Source organism: Alicyclobacillus hesperidum (assembly GCF_900107035.1).
GTDB classification, from domain to species: domain Bacteria; phylum Bacillota; class Bacilli; order Alicyclobacillales; family Alicyclobacillaceae; genus Alicyclobacillus; species Alicyclobacillus hesperidum.
The window spans coordinates 43,297-64,724 of the sequence record NZ_FNOJ01000012.1 but is presented as its reverse complement, the minus strand read 5'-3'; the positions used below and the strand labels follow the sequence as shown (position 1 = coordinate 64,724).

Annotated in this window: 17 protein-coding genes; 9 read left to right on the top strand and 8 right to left on the bottom strand. The window is 55.5% G+C overall.

Annotated elements, in window-relative coordinates; genetic code table 11:
* The first annotated feature begins 73 nt into the window (after nt 1-73).
* Nucleotides 74-1,432 (top strand): hypothetical protein, encoded by a 1,359-nt coding sequence (locus tag BLU70_RS09960; protein ID WP_074693358.1) that lies wholly within the window; start codon nt 74-76, stop codon nt 1,430-1,432.
* A 73-nt stretch (nt 1,433-1,505) separates the two neighbouring features.
* Here BLU70_RS09960 and BLU70_RS09955 read toward each other — a convergent pair whose 3' ends face one another.
* A complete protein-coding gene (locus BLU70_RS09955; RefSeq protein ID WP_074693357.1) occupies nt 1,506-2,741 on the bottom strand; it encodes an MFS transporter in 1,236 nt (411 codons plus the stop codon).
* A 119-nt stretch (nt 2,742-2,860) separates the two neighbouring features.
* Between BLU70_RS09955 and BLU70_RS09950 the strand changes: the two genes are divergently transcribed.
* Entirely contained in the window at nt 2,861-3,478 is a 618-nt protein-coding gene (locus BLU70_RS09950; protein ID WP_006445996.1) for an NUDIX hydrolase, read from the top strand.
* Nucleotides 3,479-3,532: 54 nt separating this feature from the next.
* On the opposite strand, the gene BLU70_RS09945 is transcribed toward BLU70_RS09950, so the two are convergent.
* On the bottom strand, nt 3,533-4,288 hold the full coding sequence (locus BLU70_RS09945; RefSeq protein ID WP_040288688.1) for a pirin family protein: 756 nt from the start codon (nt 4,286-4,288) through the stop codon (nt 3,533-3,535).
* A 494-nt stretch (nt 4,289-4,782) separates the two neighbouring features.
* Here BLU70_RS09945 and BLU70_RS09940 point away from each other — a divergent pair, with 494 nt between their 5' ends.
* From BLU70_RS09940 to BLU70_RS09915, 6 genes are all read left to right on the top strand, one after another.
* Nucleotides 4,783-6,063 carry a sugar ABC transporter substrate-binding protein gene (locus tag BLU70_RS09940; protein WP_074693356.1) on the top strand — a complete coding sequence of 427 codons (1,281 nt, stop codon included), beginning with the start codon at nt 4,783-4,785 and terminating at the stop codon, nt 6,061-6,063.
* A 73-nt stretch (nt 6,064-6,136) separates the two neighbouring features.
* Entirely contained in the window at nt 6,137-7,102 is a 966-nt protein-coding gene (locus tag BLU70_RS09935; protein WP_081503867.1) for a carbohydrate ABC transporter permease, read from the top strand.
* Nucleotides 7,102-7,992 (top strand): sugar ABC transporter permease, encoded by an 891-nt coding sequence (locus BLU70_RS09930; protein ID WP_074693355.1) that lies wholly within the window; start codon nt 7,102-7,104, stop codon nt 7,990-7,992. The genes BLU70_RS09935 and BLU70_RS09930 overlap by 1 nt, the downstream gene beginning before the upstream one ends.
* Before the next feature lie 38 nt (nt 7,993-8,030).
* Nucleotides 8,031-9,056, top strand: a complete 1,026-nt coding sequence (locus tag BLU70_RS09925; RefSeq protein ID WP_074693354.1) for a LacI family DNA-binding transcriptional regulator — start codon at nt 8,031-8,033, stop codon at nt 9,054-9,056.
* A gap of 12 nt (nt 9,057-9,068) precedes the next feature.
* On the top strand, nt 9,069-10,787 hold the full coding sequence (locus BLU70_RS09920; protein ID WP_074693353.1) for a glycoside hydrolase family 13 protein: 1,719 nt from the start codon (nt 9,069-9,071) through the stop codon (nt 10,785-10,787).
* A gap of 53 nt (nt 10,788-10,840) precedes the next feature.
* Nucleotides 10,841-13,177, top strand: coding sequence for a glycoside hydrolase family 31 protein (locus BLU70_RS09915; protein WP_074693352.1), 2,337 nt, complete (start codon nt 10,841-10,843; stop codon nt 13,175-13,177).
* Between the two features lie 69 nt (nt 13,178-13,246).
* Here BLU70_RS09915 and BLU70_RS09910 read toward each other — a convergent pair whose 3' ends face one another.
* Entirely contained in the window at nt 13,247-16,993 is a 3,747-nt protein-coding gene (locus BLU70_RS09910; RefSeq protein ID WP_244885176.1) for a glycoside hydrolase family 13 protein, read from the bottom strand.
* 247 nt (nt 16,994-17,240) lie between these two features.
* Between BLU70_RS09910 and BLU70_RS14620 the strand changes: the two genes are divergently transcribed.
* Nucleotides 17,241-17,411, top strand: a complete 171-nt coding sequence (locus tag BLU70_RS14620; RefSeq protein ID WP_157057201.1) for a hypothetical protein — start codon at nt 17,241-17,243, stop codon at nt 17,409-17,411.
* Nucleotides 17,412-17,415: 4 nt separating this feature from the next.
* Here BLU70_RS14620 and BLU70_RS09905 read toward each other — a convergent pair whose 3' ends face one another.
* From BLU70_RS09905 to BLU70_RS09890, 5 genes are all read right to left on the bottom strand, one after another.
* A complete protein-coding gene (locus BLU70_RS09905) occupies nt 17,416-18,516 on the bottom strand; it encodes a GGDEF domain-containing protein (RefSeq protein ID WP_176780880.1) in 1,101 nt (366 codons plus the stop codon).
* Nucleotides 18,517-18,648: 132 nt separating this feature from the next.
* The gene (locus tag BLU70_RS09900) at nt 18,649-19,653 is read right to left on the bottom strand and encodes an asparaginase (protein WP_244885175.1); all 1,005 of its coding nucleotides are present in this window, start codon (nt 19,651-19,653) and stop codon (nt 18,649-18,651) included.
* Nucleotides 19,654-19,738: 85 nt separating this feature from the next.
* Nucleotides 19,739-19,876 (bottom strand): hypothetical protein, encoded by a 138-nt coding sequence (locus BLU70_RS14615; protein ID WP_157785442.1) that lies wholly within the window; start codon nt 19,874-19,876, stop codon nt 19,739-19,741.
* Between the two features lie 88 nt (nt 19,877-19,964).
* Nucleotides 19,965-20,723, bottom strand: coding sequence for an amino acid ABC transporter ATP-binding protein (locus tag BLU70_RS09895; RefSeq protein WP_244885174.1), 759 nt, complete (start codon nt 20,721-20,723; stop codon nt 19,965-19,967).
* The gene (locus BLU70_RS09890) at nt 20,723-21,376 is read right to left on the bottom strand and encodes an amino acid ABC transporter permease (RefSeq protein WP_006445980.1); all 654 of its coding nucleotides are present in this window, start codon (nt 21,374-21,376) and stop codon (nt 20,723-20,725) included. Before BLU70_RS09890 ends, BLU70_RS09895 begins: the two co-directional genes overlap by 1 nt.
* Between the last annotated feature and the right edge of the window lie 52 nt (nt 21,377-21,428).

Genomic DNA, 21,428 nt, shown 5'->3' with positions numbered 1-21,428 from the left:
TACCCGTAACCCTGTTGCAGCGCCCGCCATATGATGCCCCAACATCAGCCTATACGGGTTGGGGGGGCATGGCATGCATCTTACGCCTTCACATTGGATTTACCTGGCTGTGGTCGTCCTTGTCATCATTGGGATGGCTCTGCGCAAAGGCGTTATACCCATCTGTGTGTTGGGTACGTTCGCCATCGGCTGGGTGTACACGCACAGTTTCGTGAAAGGGTTGCAGACGCTGTACAATGCGAACTTAGCGAGTGCAACAAACCTCTTGGGGATCATCATCATCATTGGCCTGATGGTCGCGCTGTTGCGCTTGATGGAGCGGATTGGGGCGGACCAACTCCTGCTTCGGCCATTTCGCAACTCCGTTAAAACACCTGGCGTCGCCTTTTGGGGTACAGGGCTCATCAAAGGTGCCGTCTCGCTGTTTGTCTGGCCGACGCCGGCAACGATGATGGTCGCGCCGCTGATGACGCCGATCGCGATGCGCGCAGGATTGCCGCTCATTGGCGCGGCCATGACGATGAACCTGTTCGGCCACGGCATTGCACTTTCCGGTGACTTTGTCATTCAAGGCGCACCCAAGCTGACCAGCTCAGCCGCAGGTGTATCGGTGACTTCTGTACTGCAGGCGAGTGTGCCGCTGGTGTTGGCGACAGGCGTGGTCAGCACGGTGCTCGGCTATCTGTTCTTGCGTCGAGATATGCGCCGCGGCAAGCTAACCGTGGGCGAAGTGCAGGCGGCGCAGGTGCGTACCGAGTTTGGCGCCGCCGCCAAATTTGCCGCCGTCGTCGTGCCATCGGCTTTTCTGGCGACGATATTGACCACCATTCTCCTGCCTTTGCGGGGAGGTGACGCAACTGCGTTCATTGGCGGTGTGGCGCTTCTATTATTCCTTGCGATTGCGATTTTGGAGTACGGCCTAAAGGCCCCGGCCGCGGTCATGACGTTTCTGCAGGATGGGTTTATTTTCTCGATCCGCGTCTTTGCGCCGGTTATCCCCATCGCAGGATTTTTCTTTATGGGCTCACCTGACGTTTCGCCGCAGATCTTAGGCACCGGTGCGCCTGGTTTCCTGCTCGATCTTGGCAAGGCCCTGGCCGCACATGTGCCGCTATCGGTTGCGCCGGTGGCGATTATTATCGTGCTTGTCGGCGTGATTGCAGGACTCGACGGTTCTGGATTTTCTGGTCTCGTGTTGGTAGGAACACTGGCACAAGCGTTAGGCACGCCGATTGGTGCAAACGTGGCTGTGCTTGCTGCGCTCGGTCAGATGGGATCCGTGTGGAGTGGTGGTGGCACCCTGGTTCCGTGGGGCGTACTCGACATCGCAGGTGTGACCGGGTGCGATCCGGAAGAGTTGACGCGGCGCAACTTCATTCCCGTCATCTGCGGCTTGGCGGTGGCGACGGTCGTTGCGATTCTGCTGGCGTAGATGCAGGACAGTCTAGGCACATGCCAAGTATATTCGGTAAGTGGCAGAGGGCGGGAGACCGCCCTTTGCTCGTTCATCCTACGGCGTTTTTTGACAGGCGCGATCGCGATCGTGTAAATGCGCTTGCGGTGATGATGGTTATCAACAGAATGGCGGCAAAGGCGCCGAGACAAAGTACCGCGACCACAGTGCTGGAACGCGTGATCAGCCAACCAAAAACGGTAGGTACGATGGCGCCGCCAATTCCGGCAAAAAAGGTGACAAGGCGCGTGACGAGGGCGGTCATCTCCGGAAATGAGTGATTGGCAAAGACGAGAGTGACAACATAGATGCCAGACATGAAGATCCCGGTGGCGCACGCTTCGATATACGCAACAAACGCCAAACGCGTCGCTGAGATTGCCAAGATCACGACGAGCGTACCACCAGTCGCCAACATGAGATATGGGCGGTACGGCAATCTGCGAATGACCCAACCTGTGGCCATGCGACCGATGACCATCGATATCCAAAACAAGCTCACGGAAAGCGACGCAGCGCTTGCCGAGAGGTGCAAGTGGTTCGCAAAAATGGCGGGAAAGAAGTTGTTGACGCACGACTCGACGCCGACGTACACGAGGATGGCGAACATAAAGAGAGCAAAGAGGAGCCATTTCTCGGACCGCCGGGCAATATTCACGGCTGCGGTCGGAGCGTCGATTGGGCCTCTGTGGTGTTCCGGCTGAACAATCGGCGTCATGAACGTAACCATTGCAAGCAGGACGGCGAGGGCCCCGACGACAAAAAAATCCAATCGCCATATGCCGACGCGGATAAACCAGCTTGCCAAGAGAGGGGTGATCACACAACCAAGCCCAAAGGCAGCCTCGGTACGACTCATCACGACGGCGCGACTGGCGGGAAACCACTCGACGAGCGATGTCGAAATGGTGGCTTGTAAGAGAGCCATGCCAACACCGTTGATGAACGACATCGCAATACACCACCAAACCGTCGGCAGGGCGCCAAAAGCGATTTCTGCAATGCCTGTCGCGGTTGCTGCCATGGCAATCGCTGCAGGGTAGCCGCGCGTCTTGACGAGGACTGGTGAGAGAGGAACGCCGACAAGATAGCCAACAAATTGTGCAAAGACGAGATCGCTACCAAACATATAAGACAATTGATAGTGGTGAATGAAAACTGGTAATACACTGCCAAGTGCGACCGTTGCCATCCCGTTCATGAGATACATACCGCAGGCTAGCCAAACATAGAGAGGCAACAGAACAACCTCCTTGATGGGGAATCCGTTTGCGAGACTGTGATCCATCGTACTCCATCCCGGCGCAGGGGGCTAGATGCGTCTTGGATCCTAGATCAGCGCGTCGGTTACATAGGAACAGCGTGTTATGATGAAGGACAAAAGGATACGGAAATGGACGTGACACGATGGACGAGTTGCTCGACGTCTTGGATGAACAGATGAATCATATAGGTACGGCACCGCGCTCTCAAGTGCATGAGGTGGGGTGGTGGCACCAGACGTTTCATTGTTGGCTGTACGACTGTATCGCTGGGGAAGACATGTTGTTGCTTCAGCGGCGGCACCCGAGCAAGGATACGAATCCAGGCAAATGGGACGTGAGTTGTGCAGGGCACCTGGCGGCAGGGGAATTGCCAGAAGACGGCGTGCGCGAGCTACAAGAGGAACTTGGAGTTGCGATTTCTCCTAGTCAACTCGTCAAGCTTGGCGTGGCAAGGCATCACTTTCGTAAGAACGGAGTTATTGACAATGAATTTAGCCATGTCTTCGTCCTGCGCTTTGGCTACGTGCACGACGTGCGCAGGTTTCGAGTGGCCGCCGATGAAGTTAGCGGGCTCTACCGAATTGCGGTGCACAGCTTTAAGGAGTTGGTCGACGGCAAGTCACAAAGCGCCGTTCTCGAAGGGGCACAGTGGACCGATGAAGGGTGGAAGCATGATGTCCGAGAGGTGCAAATGGTTGATCTCGTCCACAGAGAACCCGATTATTACCGCTTGCTCTGGCAATACTTTCGCGTTCTATGATGAGGGTAAAGGAGCACATTCAGCACATGTACTCCTTTAACCCGGGCGTTTGTCTTAATCTACGAATGGCCCGTTGAAAATGGGACGCTCGCCGACAGGCTCGCCGAACACAAATACGGCCCGCAGATCATCTTGCGCGCGCACCGGCGTCAGTGGCAGGCTTTCGACGTCGCCGGTAGCCATAAAGACGAGCAAATCTCCTTTGTTGATGGGCGTTTCATCCTCGCCCAGGTAGCCTTGGCCGGCAAGAACGTAGATAAATCCTTGATAGCCTGTTGGTACCTGCAACGTGTGTGTCTGTCCTGCGGCAATGGTCACATCTTCAAACTGCATTGACCTGCGCGTCTTGACCGGTGATAATCCACCGACAATCCATGTGCGCTCAACACCTGTTGTAACCTGTTCGCGCGGTAGTGCTGCAGGCATGATGTCTTCGTAGCCGGGATCGATCCCTTTTTCACTGCGCGGCAGGTTAATCCAAAGTTGCAATCCGCTGTCGATCCCGTCGGTGCCAGGCATCTCTGAATGTACAATGCCCTTGCCGGCTACGACGTGTTGGACACCTCCCGCCGGAATGACGCTCTCGTGGCCCGCGCTGTCTGCATGAGCCAATGCCCCTTCCAGGACATATGTCAAAATTTCAAAGCCGCGATGCGGATGATCTGGAAAGCCGTAAGGCTTTGCAACGGCAAAGTGGTCAAGCAATAAAAATGGATCGATATAGGGCGTGTGGCGAGTGGGAAAGACGCGGGCATGCTCCTGTCCCATCGTAGTTGCGCGCTGTCCACCAGGGTATTTTAACCAAGTCATCCTACTGTCTCTCCTTAACTGGTATGTTGGGCGGACAATTGAGCATTTGGCGTTGGCGGTATTCCTGCGCAGTCATACTGGCCAGTGGGGACGTGGGTATCGCGTGTAAGCAGTCGAGACATTCGCGAATCCATGGCTCAAGTGACATTTTGGCAACCTCCTGCACTGCGCCTTCAGTATGGAGCATCACATCTATCGTCATTGTATCAGTTGTTGCAGGAATATAAGAAACGTGGCACACAGGGTGCCCATTGCCTGTGGGTTACCCATCAATCGTTCGTGCATGTGGTAACGTTTGAACAGAAGGCGCCTTCCTCAGTAAAACGGTATTGCGCTATTCATACACCTGTTATGAAAATGATTTGTGGATATAGAAAGACAAAATTGACTCTTGATCGCGCCTTGTGTAAGCGGTATACTACGTGCAAACGTTTGCATCATCTCGTTCAGTCCTAGGGAAAGAAGAATTGTGTATTTCAAGGGGGAGTTTTGAGATGAAAAAGTGGCAAATCGTCACGACGAGTGTGGCGGCGTTTGCGCTAGCCGGCGGCGTTTTAGCCGGTTGCGGCACAAACGGCGGCACAAACACAGCCAATGCTGCAAACACCAGCACAGGCCAAGCCGATACTGGCGCCGCCAGCACGTTGCCCAAAGGGCAGACCATCACCGTCTGGTCTTGGGCCGGTGGTCCTCAGCTCACCGATGTCAAGAAAATTGCGCAGGCATGGGCAAAGCAACATGGCGACAAGGTCAATGTCGTCGACCAAAGCTCCAATCCTAAGGGATTTCAGTTTTACGCGACGGCGGCGCGCACGGGCAAAGGCCCCGATGTTGTGTTTGGCATGCCGCATGACAACAACGGGACGTTCGCCGAAGAAGGTCTGATGGCGTCCGTGCCAAACGGCATTATCAATACGAAAGCGTATGCGGCAAATACTTTGGACGCCGTGAAAGTCAATGGCACGATATACTCTGTTCCGGTCTCTGTGCAGGTTGCGGCTCTGTACTACAACAAAAAATTGGTGCCCCAAGCACCGACCACCTGGGCTGCGTTTGTGAAGGACGCGAATGCGCATGGCTTCATGTATGATCAGGCAAACTTATATTTTGACTATGCGCTGATTGGCGGTATGGGCGGTTATGTGTTCAAGGATACAAACGGCACGTTAAATCCCAATGATATTGGCCTTGACAACAGCGGATCGGTCAAAGCGTATGCGTTGATGCATGACATGGACAGCAAATACAAGTGGATGACGCCAAGCGTGAACGGTTCTATCGCCAAGGCGCAGTTTTTGGCCGGCAAGATTGGCATGTATGTCAGTGGTCCGTGGGATACCGGCGACATCGAGAAGGCAAAGATCGACTACGGCATTACGCCATGGCCGACGTTGCCAAACGGCAAACCTGCGACTCCGTTCCTCGGGGTGATTACGGCGTTTGTCAACAAGGAAAGCAAGACGCAGCCAGCGGACTGGAGTCTGGTGCAGGCTTTGACCAATGCGAGTGCGCAAAAAACGTACTTCTCGGATTCACAACAGATCCCGGCTCTTGTGAGTGTACAGAAATCGCCAGCCGTACAAAACAATCCTGCATTTAAGGCGTTCACAACGGCTTTGAAAAACTCGGTGCCGATGCCGAACATCCCACAGATGCAAGCTGTGTGGACAGCGGACACCATCCTGCAAAACATCATCGCGGGAAAGGTGTCGCCGCAACAAGGCGGTAAGGACTTTGTGCAAAACATTCAAAAGGGTATCTTGGCCCAAGGATAAACCGTCGTGACAGCTTGTTTCAGGAGCCGGCCGCCCCGCTGGTCGGCTCTTGCTATATCTGGAGGTGGTACACGTGGCTGCTGTTGCACAGACGGGAACGACACCAGTAGCTCGCAAGCGGCGCCGCAAAGTGGATTGGGTGGCGTACGGATATCTATCTCCGGCGCTCGTGACGATATGCGTTTTAAGTATTGTCCCGATCTTCTATACGATTTATATCTCGTTTACAAATTTTAATCAGATGCACTTTACTTCGTATCAGTTCGTGGGCCTGCAGAACTATAAAGAGCTGCTCAACCCGCACGATCCGCTATCGAATTTGTTCATACCGACGCTCATTTGGACCATCGTCTACGCGTTATGTGCCACTGGTTTCAGCTACTTGGTCGGGCTTGCACTTGCGGTGTTATTAAATAACAAACATATGCGGGAAGCCACGCTATATCGGACCTTGCTCATCATTCCCTGGGCCGTTCCCACGCTCATCACAATGCTTGCCTGGCAGGGGCTGCTCAACGACCAATACGGCCAGATCAATGGCCTTCTCCACGGCGTTTTCGGTTTGCCACGCATTCCGTGGTTGACCAATGCGACATGGGCCCGCGTGGCCATCATCATCGCAAACGTATGGGCTGGATTTCCATATATGATGACGGTTTGTCTAGGTGCATTGCAGTCGATCCCGACGGATCAGTACGAGGCAGCGGAAATCGACGGCGCCACCTGGACACAGGTCTTTCGGTACGTGACGATGCCATCTGTCTGGCGTATTTCCTTGCCTCTGTTAATTCCGTCGTTTTCGTACAACTTTAACAATTTCAATGCGACCTACCTGCTCACTGGCGGTGGTCCACCGAATTCGAACAATCCGTTCCTTGGGCAAACTGACATTCTGGCTTCAGCCGCATACAAAATGACCTTGTCGTTTAACCGTTACGATCTCGGCTCTGCCATCGCTGTTTTGCTCTTTATTCTCGTCGCGTTTATCAGTTGGCTCCAGATGCGCTACACCGGGGCGTTCCAGGAGGTCGATTCCTAATGGCGGTCACGCATGGCAGTCTTTCACAAGCGGGAGCCTCGCCGCGCCCGCGCAAGCGGGGCTTGCAGCCCGGGCAGCTGTTGCGCCTTTGGATATCGCGCGTCATTATCTGGGCTGTCATCATCGTCGTGCTCATCCCGATGTGGTTCGTTTTCACAGCGTCATTTGATCCGTCGAATTCGTACATCTCAGTGTCGTTTTTCCCGGCACACGCGACATTTGCGAACTACAGAGCGCTGTTTCAAGGCGGCCAGTTCCTCGTTTGGGTGCGCAACAGCTTGTTCGTTGGCTTAACGGTCGCGATTGCCCAATCATTCATTACGGCTCTGTCCGCATTCGCGTTTTCCAAACTTCGGTTTTACGGGCGTAAATACGGTTTAATGGTGCTCTTGTTGTTACAAATGTTTCCGAACATCCTGTCGATCGCGGCGTTTTATTCTGCGCTCGCCAAATTGAACATGATCGACTATCTTGGATCCTATATTCTGGTGATGTTGGGGGCTAGCGCGTTCAACGTCTGGTTGTTAAAAGGGTTCATGGATTCAATTCCGAAGGAACTCGACGAAGCGGCCCTGATCGATGGTGCAAACACGTGGCAACGGTTCATTCGCGTACAGTTGCCGCTGTGTTTGCCGATGCTCGTCGTTATATTCTTCTTGACGATCGTCGGGGCATTCGGCGAATACCTGTTTGCGGGAACCATTTTGCAGTCGCCTAGCAACTACACGCTCGGCGTCGGCATGTACAATTTGATTAGCGGCCAGTTCGCAAAGAACTGGGGTGAGTTTGCCGCTGCGGCGCTTTTGTCTGCCGTTCCGCTCGCCGCCGTGTTCGCGTTGGCGCAAAAGTATTTGACGACCGGCTTGGTCGCCGGATCGGTGAAAGGATAATGACAAGCTAATTTGTGTTTTGAGAGGGGATCAACGCCATGGCTACCATCAAAGATGTAGCACGCTTGGCCAATGTGTCACCGTCGACTGTATCGCGGGTGCTCTCGAATTCGTCGCGGATATCGGAAGAGACAAAGCGACGTGTGCGCGAGGCTCTCGAACAACTCGATTACCATCCAAACGTGTTTGCACGCGGATTGGTGACCAATAGCACTGGCGCTATCGGGATCTTGATTCCCCCCTCGATGAATCAGTTTTTCGTCAACCCGTTCTTTGCCGAGTGGATGAGCGGGGTGTCCGAAGTGACGCGCGAGCACGGCGTCGATACGGTGCTCTCGACGTCTGCTCGCGACGAGGAAGAGGTCGTCGATCGCATGGTGCGTGGTCGGCGTGTCGATGGGCTGTTGCTCTTGGGCACGCGCCCGGGCGATCCGGTATTGCGCCGCGTGTCTGACCAGAAGTTCCCGGCTGTGCTACTCGGCCGTCCTGCTGATCCGATTCCTGTGAGTTGGGTGAACAACGACAATGTGAAGGCCGCACACTGCGCCACAAAACACTTAATCGACCTCGGACACCGGCGCATTGGTTTTCTTGGCGGCGCTTCCGAAATGGTGGTTACGATTGACCGCGTTACAGGCTATCGCAATGCACTGCTGGAGGCGGGGATTGAACCGGATCCAAGACTTGAAGTATCGAGCTTTTTCCTTGAACAAGGCGGTTATCTGGGCATGATGCGGCTCTTGGCGATGTCGGATCGTCCGACGGCAGTGCTTGCATCCGATGACGTTCTCGCGTTTGGCGGCATGCGCGCTGCGGCTGAACTCGGCTTTCGCATGCCTGAGGAGTTGGCGATTGTCGGGTTTAATGACATTCGCTTAGCGGAATTGGCCAATCCCGCGTTGACGAGCGTCCGTGTCAACATGCATGAACTAGGGGTGCGTTGTGCCGAACTGCTATTGAAACAGATCGAGTCGGGGAGCCCGGCTTACATTTCGGAAATCGTAGACTTTGAGTTGGTCATTCGCTATTCCTGCGGCGCTCACGCCGCAGCGCGCAATGGGTAAGGAGATGACCCGATGGACATTGGTTTACAGCATCAGTCAAATAATCCCTTTGCGTACCCGCTTGGGCAAAAGGTTGTCCGCCTTGTTGTGCAGGTGCATAGGCCTTACCGGATGCAGGAGATAAGGGTACATTACGGAGATAAGTATGAGACCACTTACACCGACGTACTGACCATGCAAGGCGCGGGGCAAGGTACACACTTTGACTACTTTGTCGCGGATGTGCCGGTGCCGACACGGCGCTTGAAATACGCGTTTGAGGTTGTTTTGGCTGAGAACGTATCACAGTGGTTCGGAGAGATGGGGTGGGCGCGCGAGCGTGATGAAGCGGTGCCCTTTTATATTCCGTACATTTGCAAGCGCGATGTCTTTACCGTACCGGATTGGGTGGATCAAACGGTAGCATATCAAATCTTCCCCGAGCGTTTTGCAAACGGCAATCCGCTGCTGACACCGGATGGTGCGTGTGGTTGGTACGACACGCCCACTTCCACCAGCATTCACGGCGGCGATTTAGCAGGCATCCGGCAGCGACTCGATTACCTGCATGAATTAGGGATTCGCCTTATCTACTTAACCCCCATTTTCCGGGCGGGATCGAACCATAAGTACGATACAGCGGACTACTTTGAGATCGATCCGCAGTTTGGTACCAAGGACGATTTACGGGCTTTGGTGGCTGATGCACATGCGCGGGGGATGCGCGTCGTGCTCGACGCCGTGTTGAATCATTGCGGATATTCCTTTCGGCCGTTTCAGGATGTCATTCGCAATGGCCGCAGGTCTCGCTATTGGGACTGGTTTTTTATCGAGGGCGATGAGATTGACACCGAAGCGGTCAATTATGAGACGTTCGCGACCAAATTGCGCAATATGCCAAAGCTCAACCTCGCTCATCCAGAGGTCGAGCGCTACATGCTCAAGGTGGCCGAATATTGGCTGGAAGAGTGCGACATCGACGGGTGGCGGTTGGATGTTGCCAACGAGATCGATCACGTCTTTTGGCGGAAGTTTCGCGAAACGATCAAGCGATTAAAACCGGATGCCTTGATCATCGGCGAAGTATGGCACAACAGCTTGCCCTGGTTGCAAGGAGATCAATTCGACGGCGTCATGAATTATCCGCTGCGCGAGTGCATCCTCGACTTGTTTGTACGCGGCAGGGTAACGGAGGACGAGTTCGCAAAGCGCGTCACGGACTGGCAATTTGCTTATCCCGCGCAAGCCCAACGCGCGATGCTCAATTTGTTAGGAAGCCACGACACCGAGCGGATACGAACGTTGGCCGGCGGATCGGTTGCGGCTGTCGTGCAGGCCATGGCGTTGCTGATGACGGCTCCGGGGATTCCGATGATTTACTACGGCGACGAGATCGGCATGCAAGGTGGGGCCGATCCGCTGTGCCGCGGAGGCATGGTTTGGGACGACGACCGCCGGGACAAGGCGTTGCTTGACGTTGTCAAGCGGTTGGTCAAGCTGCGACTCTCGGAACCGGCCTTGGCGGGTGGGCTCATGCGGGTGGAGTGTGCGGAACCCGGCTTGTTGCGCTATGTCCGCGAAGGGCAAACGGGGGAGCGCGTGTGGGTTCAGTTTGCGGCGATCGACCGCCTTGGAGCGGGAATACCGAAAACGGCCAGGGTCCTTTTCGCTGAACAAACAGAGCCCTATGTTGCGCAAGGCGAGCAGGCTTTGGCATTCAGCGAAGGTTGTGCAATTACAGTTTGGCGATGAGCGGGCGCGAAGAACGCCCGACACGGAGTGAATGCTAGAGACGAGGTGCAGACATGCAGACAAGTGAATCGATCAAACCGGATCGAGTGAAACAACCGGTGCTCGCAGAGCGAGCACTTGCACCTTTGGGGGGATGGCATGCGCATGACTGGGGTGTCACGCTGACGCTGGGACAGCGCAAATTGGCGTTACAGGCCATCTCAAACGACATCCTGCGTTTGGTATTGTGTGACGACAGTGGACATATTCCTGCTTCCACCGTCGCGGTGCTGCCGGATGCAGTGCAGTCTAGGGCAGGCAGGTGTGCCGTCGAGGAGACGGATGAGGAGGTCACACTTCGCCTCGAGTCGTGGACGGTAAGGATTGACCGGCAACTTGGCAAGTTTGACGTCACCGATAGCAGGGGCAGCGTGACTGCGGCAGGGATGCAACTGTTTTCACCGGCCACAGGCGGTGTGGGTGCCGTGTTGCAAGCGGCCCCGGCCACGCGTTTTTATGGGCTCGGGGAGGAAGCAGGGGGTCTTGATAAGCGTCACGAAGCCTACACGATGTGGAACTCGGACGTGTATGCCCCGCATGTTCCAGAAATAGAGACCTTGTACGTCTCCATTCCATTCGTCATTCGCTTTGATGCGGGCGTTGCGTCGGGCCTATTCCTCGACAATCCAGGCAAGACGAAGTTCGATTTTCGATCGCGCTTTCCCGCCTACGAGGTGTCGGCCGCGACGGGCGGCTTTGATTGCTATTTGTTTGCAGGGCCGACGCTTAAAGATGTGATCTCGGCATACACGCGGTTGACGGGGCGCATAGAGTTGCCACCGCGTTGGGCTATGGGCTACCACCAGTCTAGGTACAGTTACGAGACGCAGGACGAAGTATTGGCATTAGCGCATACGTTTCAAGACAAGGAGATCCCGCTGGATGCCATTTACTTGGATATTCACTATATGGACGGCTATCGCGTGTTTACGTTTGATCGAAATCGGTTTCCGAATCCGCAACAGATGTGCGACGAACTGCGGGACATGGGCATTAACGTCGTGACCATTGTCGATCCGGGGGTCAAGCGAGACCCAGAATATCACGTGTATCGCGACGGGATCGCCAACGACGTGTTTTGCAAGTCGGTCGAAGGCGACATCTTTATCGGCGATGTGTGGCCGGGGCCGAGTGCGTTTCCTGATTTCACGGACGATCGCGTTGGGCGCTGGTGGGCGGATCAACACGACTTCTACTTGCAACGAGGCATTCGCGGCATCTGGAACGACATGAATGAGCCGGCCGTCTTCAACGAGACGAAGACGATGGATATCGAGGTGATGCACCGCAACAACGGTTATCCGCGCACGCACAGGGAATTGCACAATTTGTATGGCATGCTGATGTCGAAAGCGACATACGAAGGACTCGCCGAAAAACTCGGCGGCGAGCGCCCATTTCTTCTGACGCGCGCGGGGTACAGTGGCGTACAGCGGTATGCGGCAGTGTGGACCGGAGACAATCGCAGCTTCTGGGAACACATGGCGATGGCTATCCCGATGGTCTTAAACATGGGGATGTCCGGTATTGCGTTTGGCGGCCCGGACGTCGGGGGATTCGCGCATCATACGACCGGTGAATTGCTGGCACGGTGGACCCAGATGGGCGCGTTCTTCCCGTTTTTCCGCAACCACAGCGCTCTGGAGACGCTGCGTCAGGAGCCCTGGTCGTTTGGCGAAGACATTGAGCACATCGTGCGCAAGTATATTCGCCTTCGCTATCGACTCTTGCCATACCAGTACACGTTGTTCCGGGAAGCAAGTGAAACAGGCGTTCCCATCATGCGGCCGCTGGTGCTCGAATATCCTGACGATCCCGCGACCTACAACCTTGACGATCAATTTCTTGTCGGCTGCGATATCCTCGTCGCTCCTGTGTGTCGTCCAGATCTGCGCTGTCGAGCCGTCTATCTGCCAGCGGGAACGTGGGTGAACTACTGGACGGGTGAACACCTTGAAGGGGGGCGGCACGTCTTGGTCGATGCGCCGCTTGCCACATTACCGCTTTTTGTCCGAGCAGGGTCCATCATTCCGGTCGATCTCGGCGAGAGTAATCGCCCCGGTCAGCTGGCCTTGGAAATATACGAGGGTAAGGCGGGCGAAGTTGGGGAAGGGCGCCTTTATGAGGACGATGGGTTGACGTTTGCCTATCGCGAGGGGCGCTATCGGGATCGCCAACTCACGGCGGAATTTCACCCAGACCACGTGCTCGTGCGAGCGAATGCGACCCACGATGGTTATGGGCAGGCGGACGAGGAGTGCCTAATTCGCATGCACTGGCGCGATGGGACGGTTTCTGAAGCCATAGGCCGCGGCTCGTCTTTCGAGATCAGCCTGAACCGATTGGCATGATAGGAAGACAAGACAACAGGGCGTAACCTGGCGAGTAACCACCAGGTTACGCCCTGTTTGTTGTGTGGGTTAGCGCTGTGCTTTGGCGGATGGATTTACCGTAATCACCATCGGATCGGTCACAGCCTGGCCGTCTTCATTTTGCGCCGCCACGCGTACGGATATGGACTGTGTTCCAGGCGCCACAGGCAACCTGAGGTGGACATCGCCATGTGCCGCCACAGTTGCGACGGCCTGATAAGATCCATCGGGCTGTTGTAGATAGACGACATATTGTGTCGCGTTTGGCACCGGTGTGATGTGCAGACTGACCCCGCTATGCTGTACATCCACTTGCACTTGGGGCTGACCGAGGGATGCGGCCGGCACCGTAACCGCCTGTAGCGGTTGGCCCAAGCTAAGGCCGACGCCTGGTGCCACGGGTGGCAGGGCCGCAATCGCATAGTCGACGGCGGTTGCACCTTGGGTTACCGGCGAAGACAGCGTGTTCGCCGAAAGCGGGCGGCCTACGGGTACCCATACATCGCCTTGGTGTCGCAGCAACAAGTATCCGTTCGCCCCAGCAACCGGCGTCCAGGCAATCGAGGTTTGCCCATTGATTGTCTGCAGGTATGCGACAGGATTCGCTGTGGGCGTGACCAGAATAGCACCTTCGTATGGCGCCAGCGTCAACTGCACAGCCCCGTTCTCCACGGTGTACCATTGGTCGTTGAGTTCGTCCAGAAGCTTCGTTCCATTGGCGATCACGCCCGCAACCGGAAGGTTCACGGTTTGCGTTTGGTTTTGGTTGTTCAGTGCCACAATCGCCGACGCATCGGCTGCGGGTTTGCCAAATACGTCCTGGCCACCTTGGATGGTGCGTGCGAACGCATAGACCTCGCCTTGGGCGTAAACGGGCGTAAACGTGCCGGTTTGCAGCACGGGGTTGGCCGCGCGAATCGCGCCAAGCAAGCGATAGTGGTTGAGCAGGGTCTCATTTTCATGGCCCCATGGGTACGTGTCACGGGACAACGGATCACTGTAACCCGAAACGCCCGCTTCGTCACCATACCAGATGGTCGGATCGCCCGGGAAGCCAAACTGCAGGTCAGACACGAGCTCTAAGCGCTTGATACCCAGTTGTTGATCGGTTGCCGTGGGCTGGTAGGTGGCCTGTTGCAAGGCGCTCATGGAGCCTGGCTCGGGCGCGTTTTCGAGAACCGTCAAAATCCGCATCGTATCTTGGGAGTCGACGAGGTTCATCATCGCGTAGAACGACTGCAAAGGATACTCGCTGTACAGGCGCATCAGTTCCTGGTTGAATCCCGCCGCGTCGACCGCGTGATGTTGGACGCTTCCGTCGTTGTACGTTCCACGGAAAAAGTCGATCACGGCGTTGCGAAATGAGTAATTCATGACGCTGTCGAAGGTCGATCCGGTGAGCCAGTCCGTGCCGTTGTCGTTTGTCGCATTGTTCCATATTTCCCCGACGATTGCGGCGTTAGGATCAATAGATTTTACGGCGTTGCGGAAATTGCTCCACCAAGTGACGTTATAGTTGCTGTTGTCCGCCGAATCAAGGCGCCAGCCATCGGCGCCAAGCGCCAACCAGTGTTTCGCGACGGCGTCTTTGCCGCCGTAAATAAATTGCTGAAATGACGGGTTATTCGTATCTGTCTGCGGCAACGTGTCGTTGTTCCACCAGCCGTTGTACGGATTCGCTGGGTTGTTGGTCCACTCGTACCAGCTATAGTAGGGCGAGAGATTCGGTTGATTCTGCATATAGGCCTGCCAGGCGCCAAGGCTACCCATGTTGCTGAATTTGTTGAAATACACGCTGTCCGATCCGGTGTCTTCAAACACGCCGTCCAGGAGGATGTGAAATCCGTCTGCATGGGCAGCCTTTGCGAGGTTCAGCCAGTCCTGGGCGGTGCCAAACCCCGGATCGATCTTCATGTAATCGGCCGTGTCGTATTTATGATTGGACTCGGCCTCAAACACAGGCATGAGATAAAGGGTATTGACGCCAAGGCTTTTTAGGTAATCGAGCTTATCCTGAATTCCCTTCAGGTCGCCACCGAAAAAGTCGATGTTCCATTGACCGTTGCCACGCAGGGCCTGGATGGCTGGATCGCTGGAAGCTGGGATGTTTGGATCATATGGTTGACTATTCCAGTCCTGATGAAATTGAATAGGACCCAGCGTTTCCTGACCAACGGCATCGGTGTAGATACCCTTTTGCGTCTTTGGATTTTCGTCGTTCGCTATGTCGCCGTTGTAGAATCGATCCGGCATAATCTCGTAGATGACCGCATGTTTCAACCAGTCAGGTGTCGTAAATCCTTGGTTATAGACAGATAACTGATAGCTGGGCCCGCCGGCAGAAAAGCTCGGTTGGCCAGGGCCCTCCAGCTGGTTTCCGTTGTCGTCGTAGTACACGGTTTGGCCGCTTGCCAGTTGTCCTGCGAACTGATACCACATGGTTCCCGCAGTGGTCACATCGGAGGCGGGGATGGTCACGGTCCACCAACTGTATTGTGTAGCATCGGGCGTGCCTGTTGCCTGTTCGATCTCCGTAGCGGACATCGCGAGTGGCTGCATCGGCAAGTCGAGTTCAGACCCGTTTCCGTTTGCACCCCATAGCCGAAGGAGTGCCGATTTTAGATCTACAGGTCCACGCAGGCGCAGGGTCACGGGTGTGCCGGTGGCCACAGCACCAAACGGACTGCGATAAAACGAACTGTACGAGTCGTGGTAAAAGCTCTGCATCCAGGCTGGTTCCGGACCGACCAAAAGTGGCACCTGCCGATCCAGCGAGACGTTTGTCACACCATCCGCGTCTTTCGCGGTGGTATCGAGATCGACCGTGTAGAGTCCGTTGGGTACATCTTTTGGCACTGTGAAATCGACACTCGACCAGCTTGCGTTTGATCCGGTCGTCGTTGCGACGACGTTCCCGCTTTGGTCAAGGAAGTTGACGGTCGTTTGGCTCTGGCCGCTGCCCGAGAAATCCCCTACGGGATCGGAGGCCGTCACCGTGTCTCCTGGATTTGCGTCGGTTGTGGACAGCGTCACAGCGCCTACAGGGAGGGGGAAGTTTTGATTCGTGTCGTCGCTTGTGTGCAGACCATCGCCGGAAAGACAAGCGAAGTCATTGCCATCATACAGGTCAAACCGATAATAGATGGTACCTCCATTCGACGCCGGCACAGTCGCCGACCACAACTGATAAGGGCCAAACGTCGACGTCGGCGCCATTTCGACGTCAAACGATTTGCTCTGTGCAGTGTCGTACGCCTTCAGCACGACTTTGGTCAAATTGCCGCTGTAGGCGCGAAGGCGAATGGTGACGTTTTGCCCCGGGCTTGGATTGGGGATCGAAACGTAGGTTGCAGAATCGTCCGTGTAGATACCGTCCCACTGAATGGTGCTTGCGTTGGTGTACGGCTCAATGGTGAGCGTCGCGGATGCGCTGGCGCCACCAGCAGAGACCGTCAGGGTATACGTGCCCGCCCCTAAACCACTGTCCCCCATGGGCAATTCGACATGCAGTGTCGAATTGTCCGCGACGGTCGTGTCGGTCGTGAGATTGCGCGTCGAGCCGTCTGCGCCTGCCAAGGTGACGTCTGGGGTGGTTCCGACAATGTCCATACCACTCACGGCGACGGTGAGGGTGTCACTCGCCACGCCAGCCTTAGCGTCGTTTCCCGACGTAATTTGGATGGATGGTGTCGAATCGTTTGCATCCGCGAGCACTGGCTTTACGGAACCGGCTGTTGGCAGAGCCGCGGACAGGGCGATGAGTGCTGCGATGGTCGTATTCTTGATTTGGCCCACAAAAATCCCCCTTTGTGTTGTTTTGCCGCAAGCGTCGATGCGGGTGTGCAATGGTGAGAAGAGAGTGGTTTGTCTGTGCAATCGTTTGCACAACTGGCTGAGGCATATGAACATTGCATCATTCATGAAGATAGCATAGAGTTGAAAGTGCTTACAACCCCTTTTGTTGATGCGTATGATGGAATGACATGACTGCACATATGTGGCGCTCAGGTTTACAAGCGTCAAGAAGTTGGGGGGACGTATGATGAGAAAGTGCGTTGGTGACACCGTCAAGCACCCCGAGCGCGACGAGTCGGGTCAAGTGGTTGGCATTATCACGAACCCGGCGTGTCTATTAAGGACGCTGGTCATCGAGTGGGATTCGGGTGAGACCGAGGAATGGAGCGAAATTGAATTTGGACCTTTGCAAGACTGAGCTGTCAGGGGTGTGCAATGGTTCGGTTCTTCCCAGACTTTTTGGCTTGGTAAAGGCATTGATCAGCGCGCTGAAACAAGGCCTGGCTATCTTCGCCCGGCACGTACGTGCAGAGTCCAATGCTGACGGTCGCGTGCTGCGTAGTCAGTTCTGCATGATGAATGTTCGCGATTTTCTCGCGGATTTTCTCCACATGGGCGACCGCCTCTTCATGGCTCATTTCGGGGATGATGAGTGCAAATTCTTCGCCGCCATAGCGAGCAAGAAAGTCTCCGGCCGCCAGGTGGTATTCAATGGCCCGCGCGGTGCGGCGCAGGATATCATCTCCCACCAAATGGCCATGGCGGTCGTTGACCTGTTTGAAGTTGTCGATGTCGATCACGGCTAAATGCAGAGGCGTATCCGTCTCTGCGCTAATGCGCAGGGCAAATTCAAGATACTCGTTAAACGACTTGCGATTGTACAAACCTGTTAGAGCATCCGTCTTGGCATCCTTCTCGGAGACGATTTGTCGCACCAAAAGCTCTGTTTCCAAACGGCCACGCTTGCGCAGTTCCTCCCAAATTTCCGCCCCGCGCGCAATGATGCCATGGCAGACAACAGTTTCGCCTACAAGCTCCACGATAAACGTGATCAAGTCGTATGGCGTGGTGCCCGACTCATGGCCGTGAAACGGATTGAGCCAGTACAGAATACACTCTGCGAGCATGGCAAGAATGCCTGCGAGCCATACTTTCTTCGGGCTCAGAAAAAAGACAGAAGCCAAAATAGGCAGTAAGAGAATCGACTCGATTGCATGAAGCCGCGGATTAAAATAGATTGCAATGCTTGCCAGCAGGACTCCTGTGACAATCAAGAGCGTGTGGCGACCACGTCGCAGGCGACTCAAGCCCCATTCCACACAGCCTTCCACGACAGCCAGCAACACAAGCGGGTATAGCAGATGCGATTGCACGTATGAAACAAAACTGGCGCGTGCGATCAGCCACGCGACGGGCAAGGTACTTGCACCCGCAAGGGCGTATAGCCCGATGAACATGCGATACCCAAACGCAATTTTGCGTTCCCATCGACGCAATTGCTGATCGTCACGATCCAGTGCCACGCGTATCACCACCAAGGCAACGATGTTCGACATTGATTGACAAGTTCCTGCATCTATTGGAAGGTTGATCAATTCACCTACAGCCATGACGACGGGGCACGGTTGTAGGTGGCGAAACCGATGATGCGCGAATTATGCGCGTACGAGCTCAAAGTCCGCGATGATTTCGCCGACTTCCCGTCCTTGCGTATTGCGCACGATGGGCCTCTCGTATGGCGCCAACTGGGTGCGTTCCGTCGGCGTAAGGGCGTCGAGGGAGAGGAGTACGCGAAGCGCGATAGGCGGGATCGCACGGCTGTTGCCGTCGCGCACCTTGATGACCACGGACGCACGCTGCGCCGTATCGATGATCATGAGGAATCCCTCGGCTCCCCCTTTGGCGACGATGCGTCCTGAAGTCGCTCGCATCAGGTCGGTATCGAAGCGGTCTTTCGTGCCTCCCACCAACTCCGGGTGGCTCCCCATGGCCTTAAGAATTTCGCGCATCGCCGGACCGTGTGCCTCGCCATTGCGAACAAACTTTGCAAAGGCGCGCCCCCATGCGGCGAGCGGTATGGCGTGCACAGGGACGCCACAACCGTCGACACCGAGGATGATGTCGCCTTGTGGGACTTCGGCCAGTTCAGCGAGCGTTGTCAGGATTTTTTGTTGTAAAGGATGTGAAACATCGGCGTACGTTGCCGGATCAGATCCCGTGGCTGCGCAATAGGTGAGCATGCCAGCATGTTTTCCCGAGCAGTTGCTATGTATAGCGGTCAATTCTCCACCCTTGCGGATGATCTCCTCGTATGTCTCGTGGCTGTGCGGCGGATGCGGCCCACAGACGAGCAGAGAAGCATCGAGGCCAATTCGGTCGAGGATGGATTGCACGCGATCCGTATGGATATGCTCGCTGCTGTGCGAAGCACAGAATAGAGCGAGATCGGCCAAATCGAGGCGATAGCGGGCAAGCGCACCTGCCTCGACGGTGGGGATGGCTTGAATGGGCTTGCATGAACTGCGGGCGAAGGTCACAAAATCGATCTCGCCAGCGTGCGCCAGACGCCGACCTTCTGCATGTGTCACGACGACGGCCGCGTCATGCCAACTTTCGTCGATGGAACCGCGGGTTACGCGAACGAGGTGGGACATGTTCATCACGCTTCCTCTCTATATAGAGCGCAAAATGAAGATGTGATGAGTGTACCACAAGGAGATGTGCAAGGAGGCAGAGTCCTTTGGACTATGCCTCTTCCTCCTCGCGAGGACGTTCGGCAGCGGTCGCGAGGTTACCCGCCACCTGGGGGTCTGACGGAAGTTCGCGCGCCTCCACGCGCTGTACCGTTTGCTCAATGACGAATTTCGGGGTATCCTCGTCCATCTGCAAAACCTCCTTTTTCTGTAAGGGATACCCCAGAAGGCGCAAAAATATGAGTTGTGCGTCAGAAGTTCATAAAAAGTTCGGCCCGTCACATCTGTGCGGGCCGAGCTACGTTTTGCAGGAATTGCTGTGTGCGAGGCGACTGTGGCCGATCGAACAACGTATCTGGCGGACCTTCTTCGACGATTTTTCCGTCTGCCATGAAAATGACACGATCCGCTACGTGGCGAGCAAACGCCATTTCATGGGTGACCAGAAGCATCGTCATACCTTCGCTGGCTAAGCTTTGAATGACCTGTAACACCTCGCCAACCAGTTCGGGGTCGAGGGCCGAGGTCGGTTCATCGAGTAGCATCACGGCCGGTTCCATCGCCAGGGCTCGCGCAATCGCGACGCGTTGCTGTTGGCCTCCTGACAACTTCGATGGGTACGCGTCGGCCTTGTCGCGCAGACCGACCTTCTCAAGCAACATGTAGGCCCTGTCCACGGCTTGGCGGCGATCCATCTTCTTGACCGTCAGCGGGCCTTCCATCACATTTTGCAGAGCTGTCAGGTGCGGGAACAGGTGAAATCGCTGAAATACCATGCCAAGATGTTCGCGCTGTTTGGCCAGTTGACGCCGGTTGCGGCTAAGTGGTTCACCGGCCACCTCGATGGTGCCGCTTGTCGGCGTCTCCAGGCCGTTAAAGCAGCGCAGGAGCGTCGATTTGCCGGAGCCACTGGGGCCGATGATGGCGACGACCTCGCCTCGGCGCACCTCGATGTCGATCCCATCAAGCACAACGAGCTGACCGAAGGACTTGCTCACGGCGCGACCGCGCAAGATGATTGATTCGTCCGATGGCATTATCCGCGCACCTCCAGCCAACGTTCGAGTTTTCCTGAGAAGAAGACGATAATACTGGTCATGGCTAAATAGAATAAAGCGGCCGTGATGTAGCTTTGCATGGGCAGAAAGGTGGAGGAACTCACCGTCTGTCCAATGCGCATGAGCTCGGTCATCGAGATGGTTGAAACGAGTGACGAGTCTTTGAGCAAGGCGACGAATTCATTGACAATAGGCGGTAATAAGCGGCGATAGGCCTGCGGGAAGATGATTCTGCGCATGGCCTGACCATAGCGCATGCCGAGTGATTCGGCGGCCTCCATTTGCCCAGGATCAATGGACTGAATGCCAGCGCGAATAATTTCCGCGACGTAGCCTGCCGAGTTCAATCCCAACGCAATAATGGCCGAAAGAAATGGCGTCAATTGTAGCCCGACTTGTGGCAAGCCGTAGTAGACGATGAACAGCTGAACCAGAAGTGGCGTGCCCCGAACAACCCAGGTGTAGAGCCGGGCGAACCAGCGAAATGGCCAGATGTGTGACAAATTCATCAACGAAACCAAGACGCCGAGTATAAGACCGATAATAAGACCGCAAAGGGTTAACTCGACCGTGACAAGCGCGCCTTGCGCAAAAGTCCCGGCGTACGTCGCTAAAAATTGAAAGAAGTTCATACTACACTCCTTTAGCAAACGCTCGCCCGCGTCAGAACGCGGGCGAATGGAT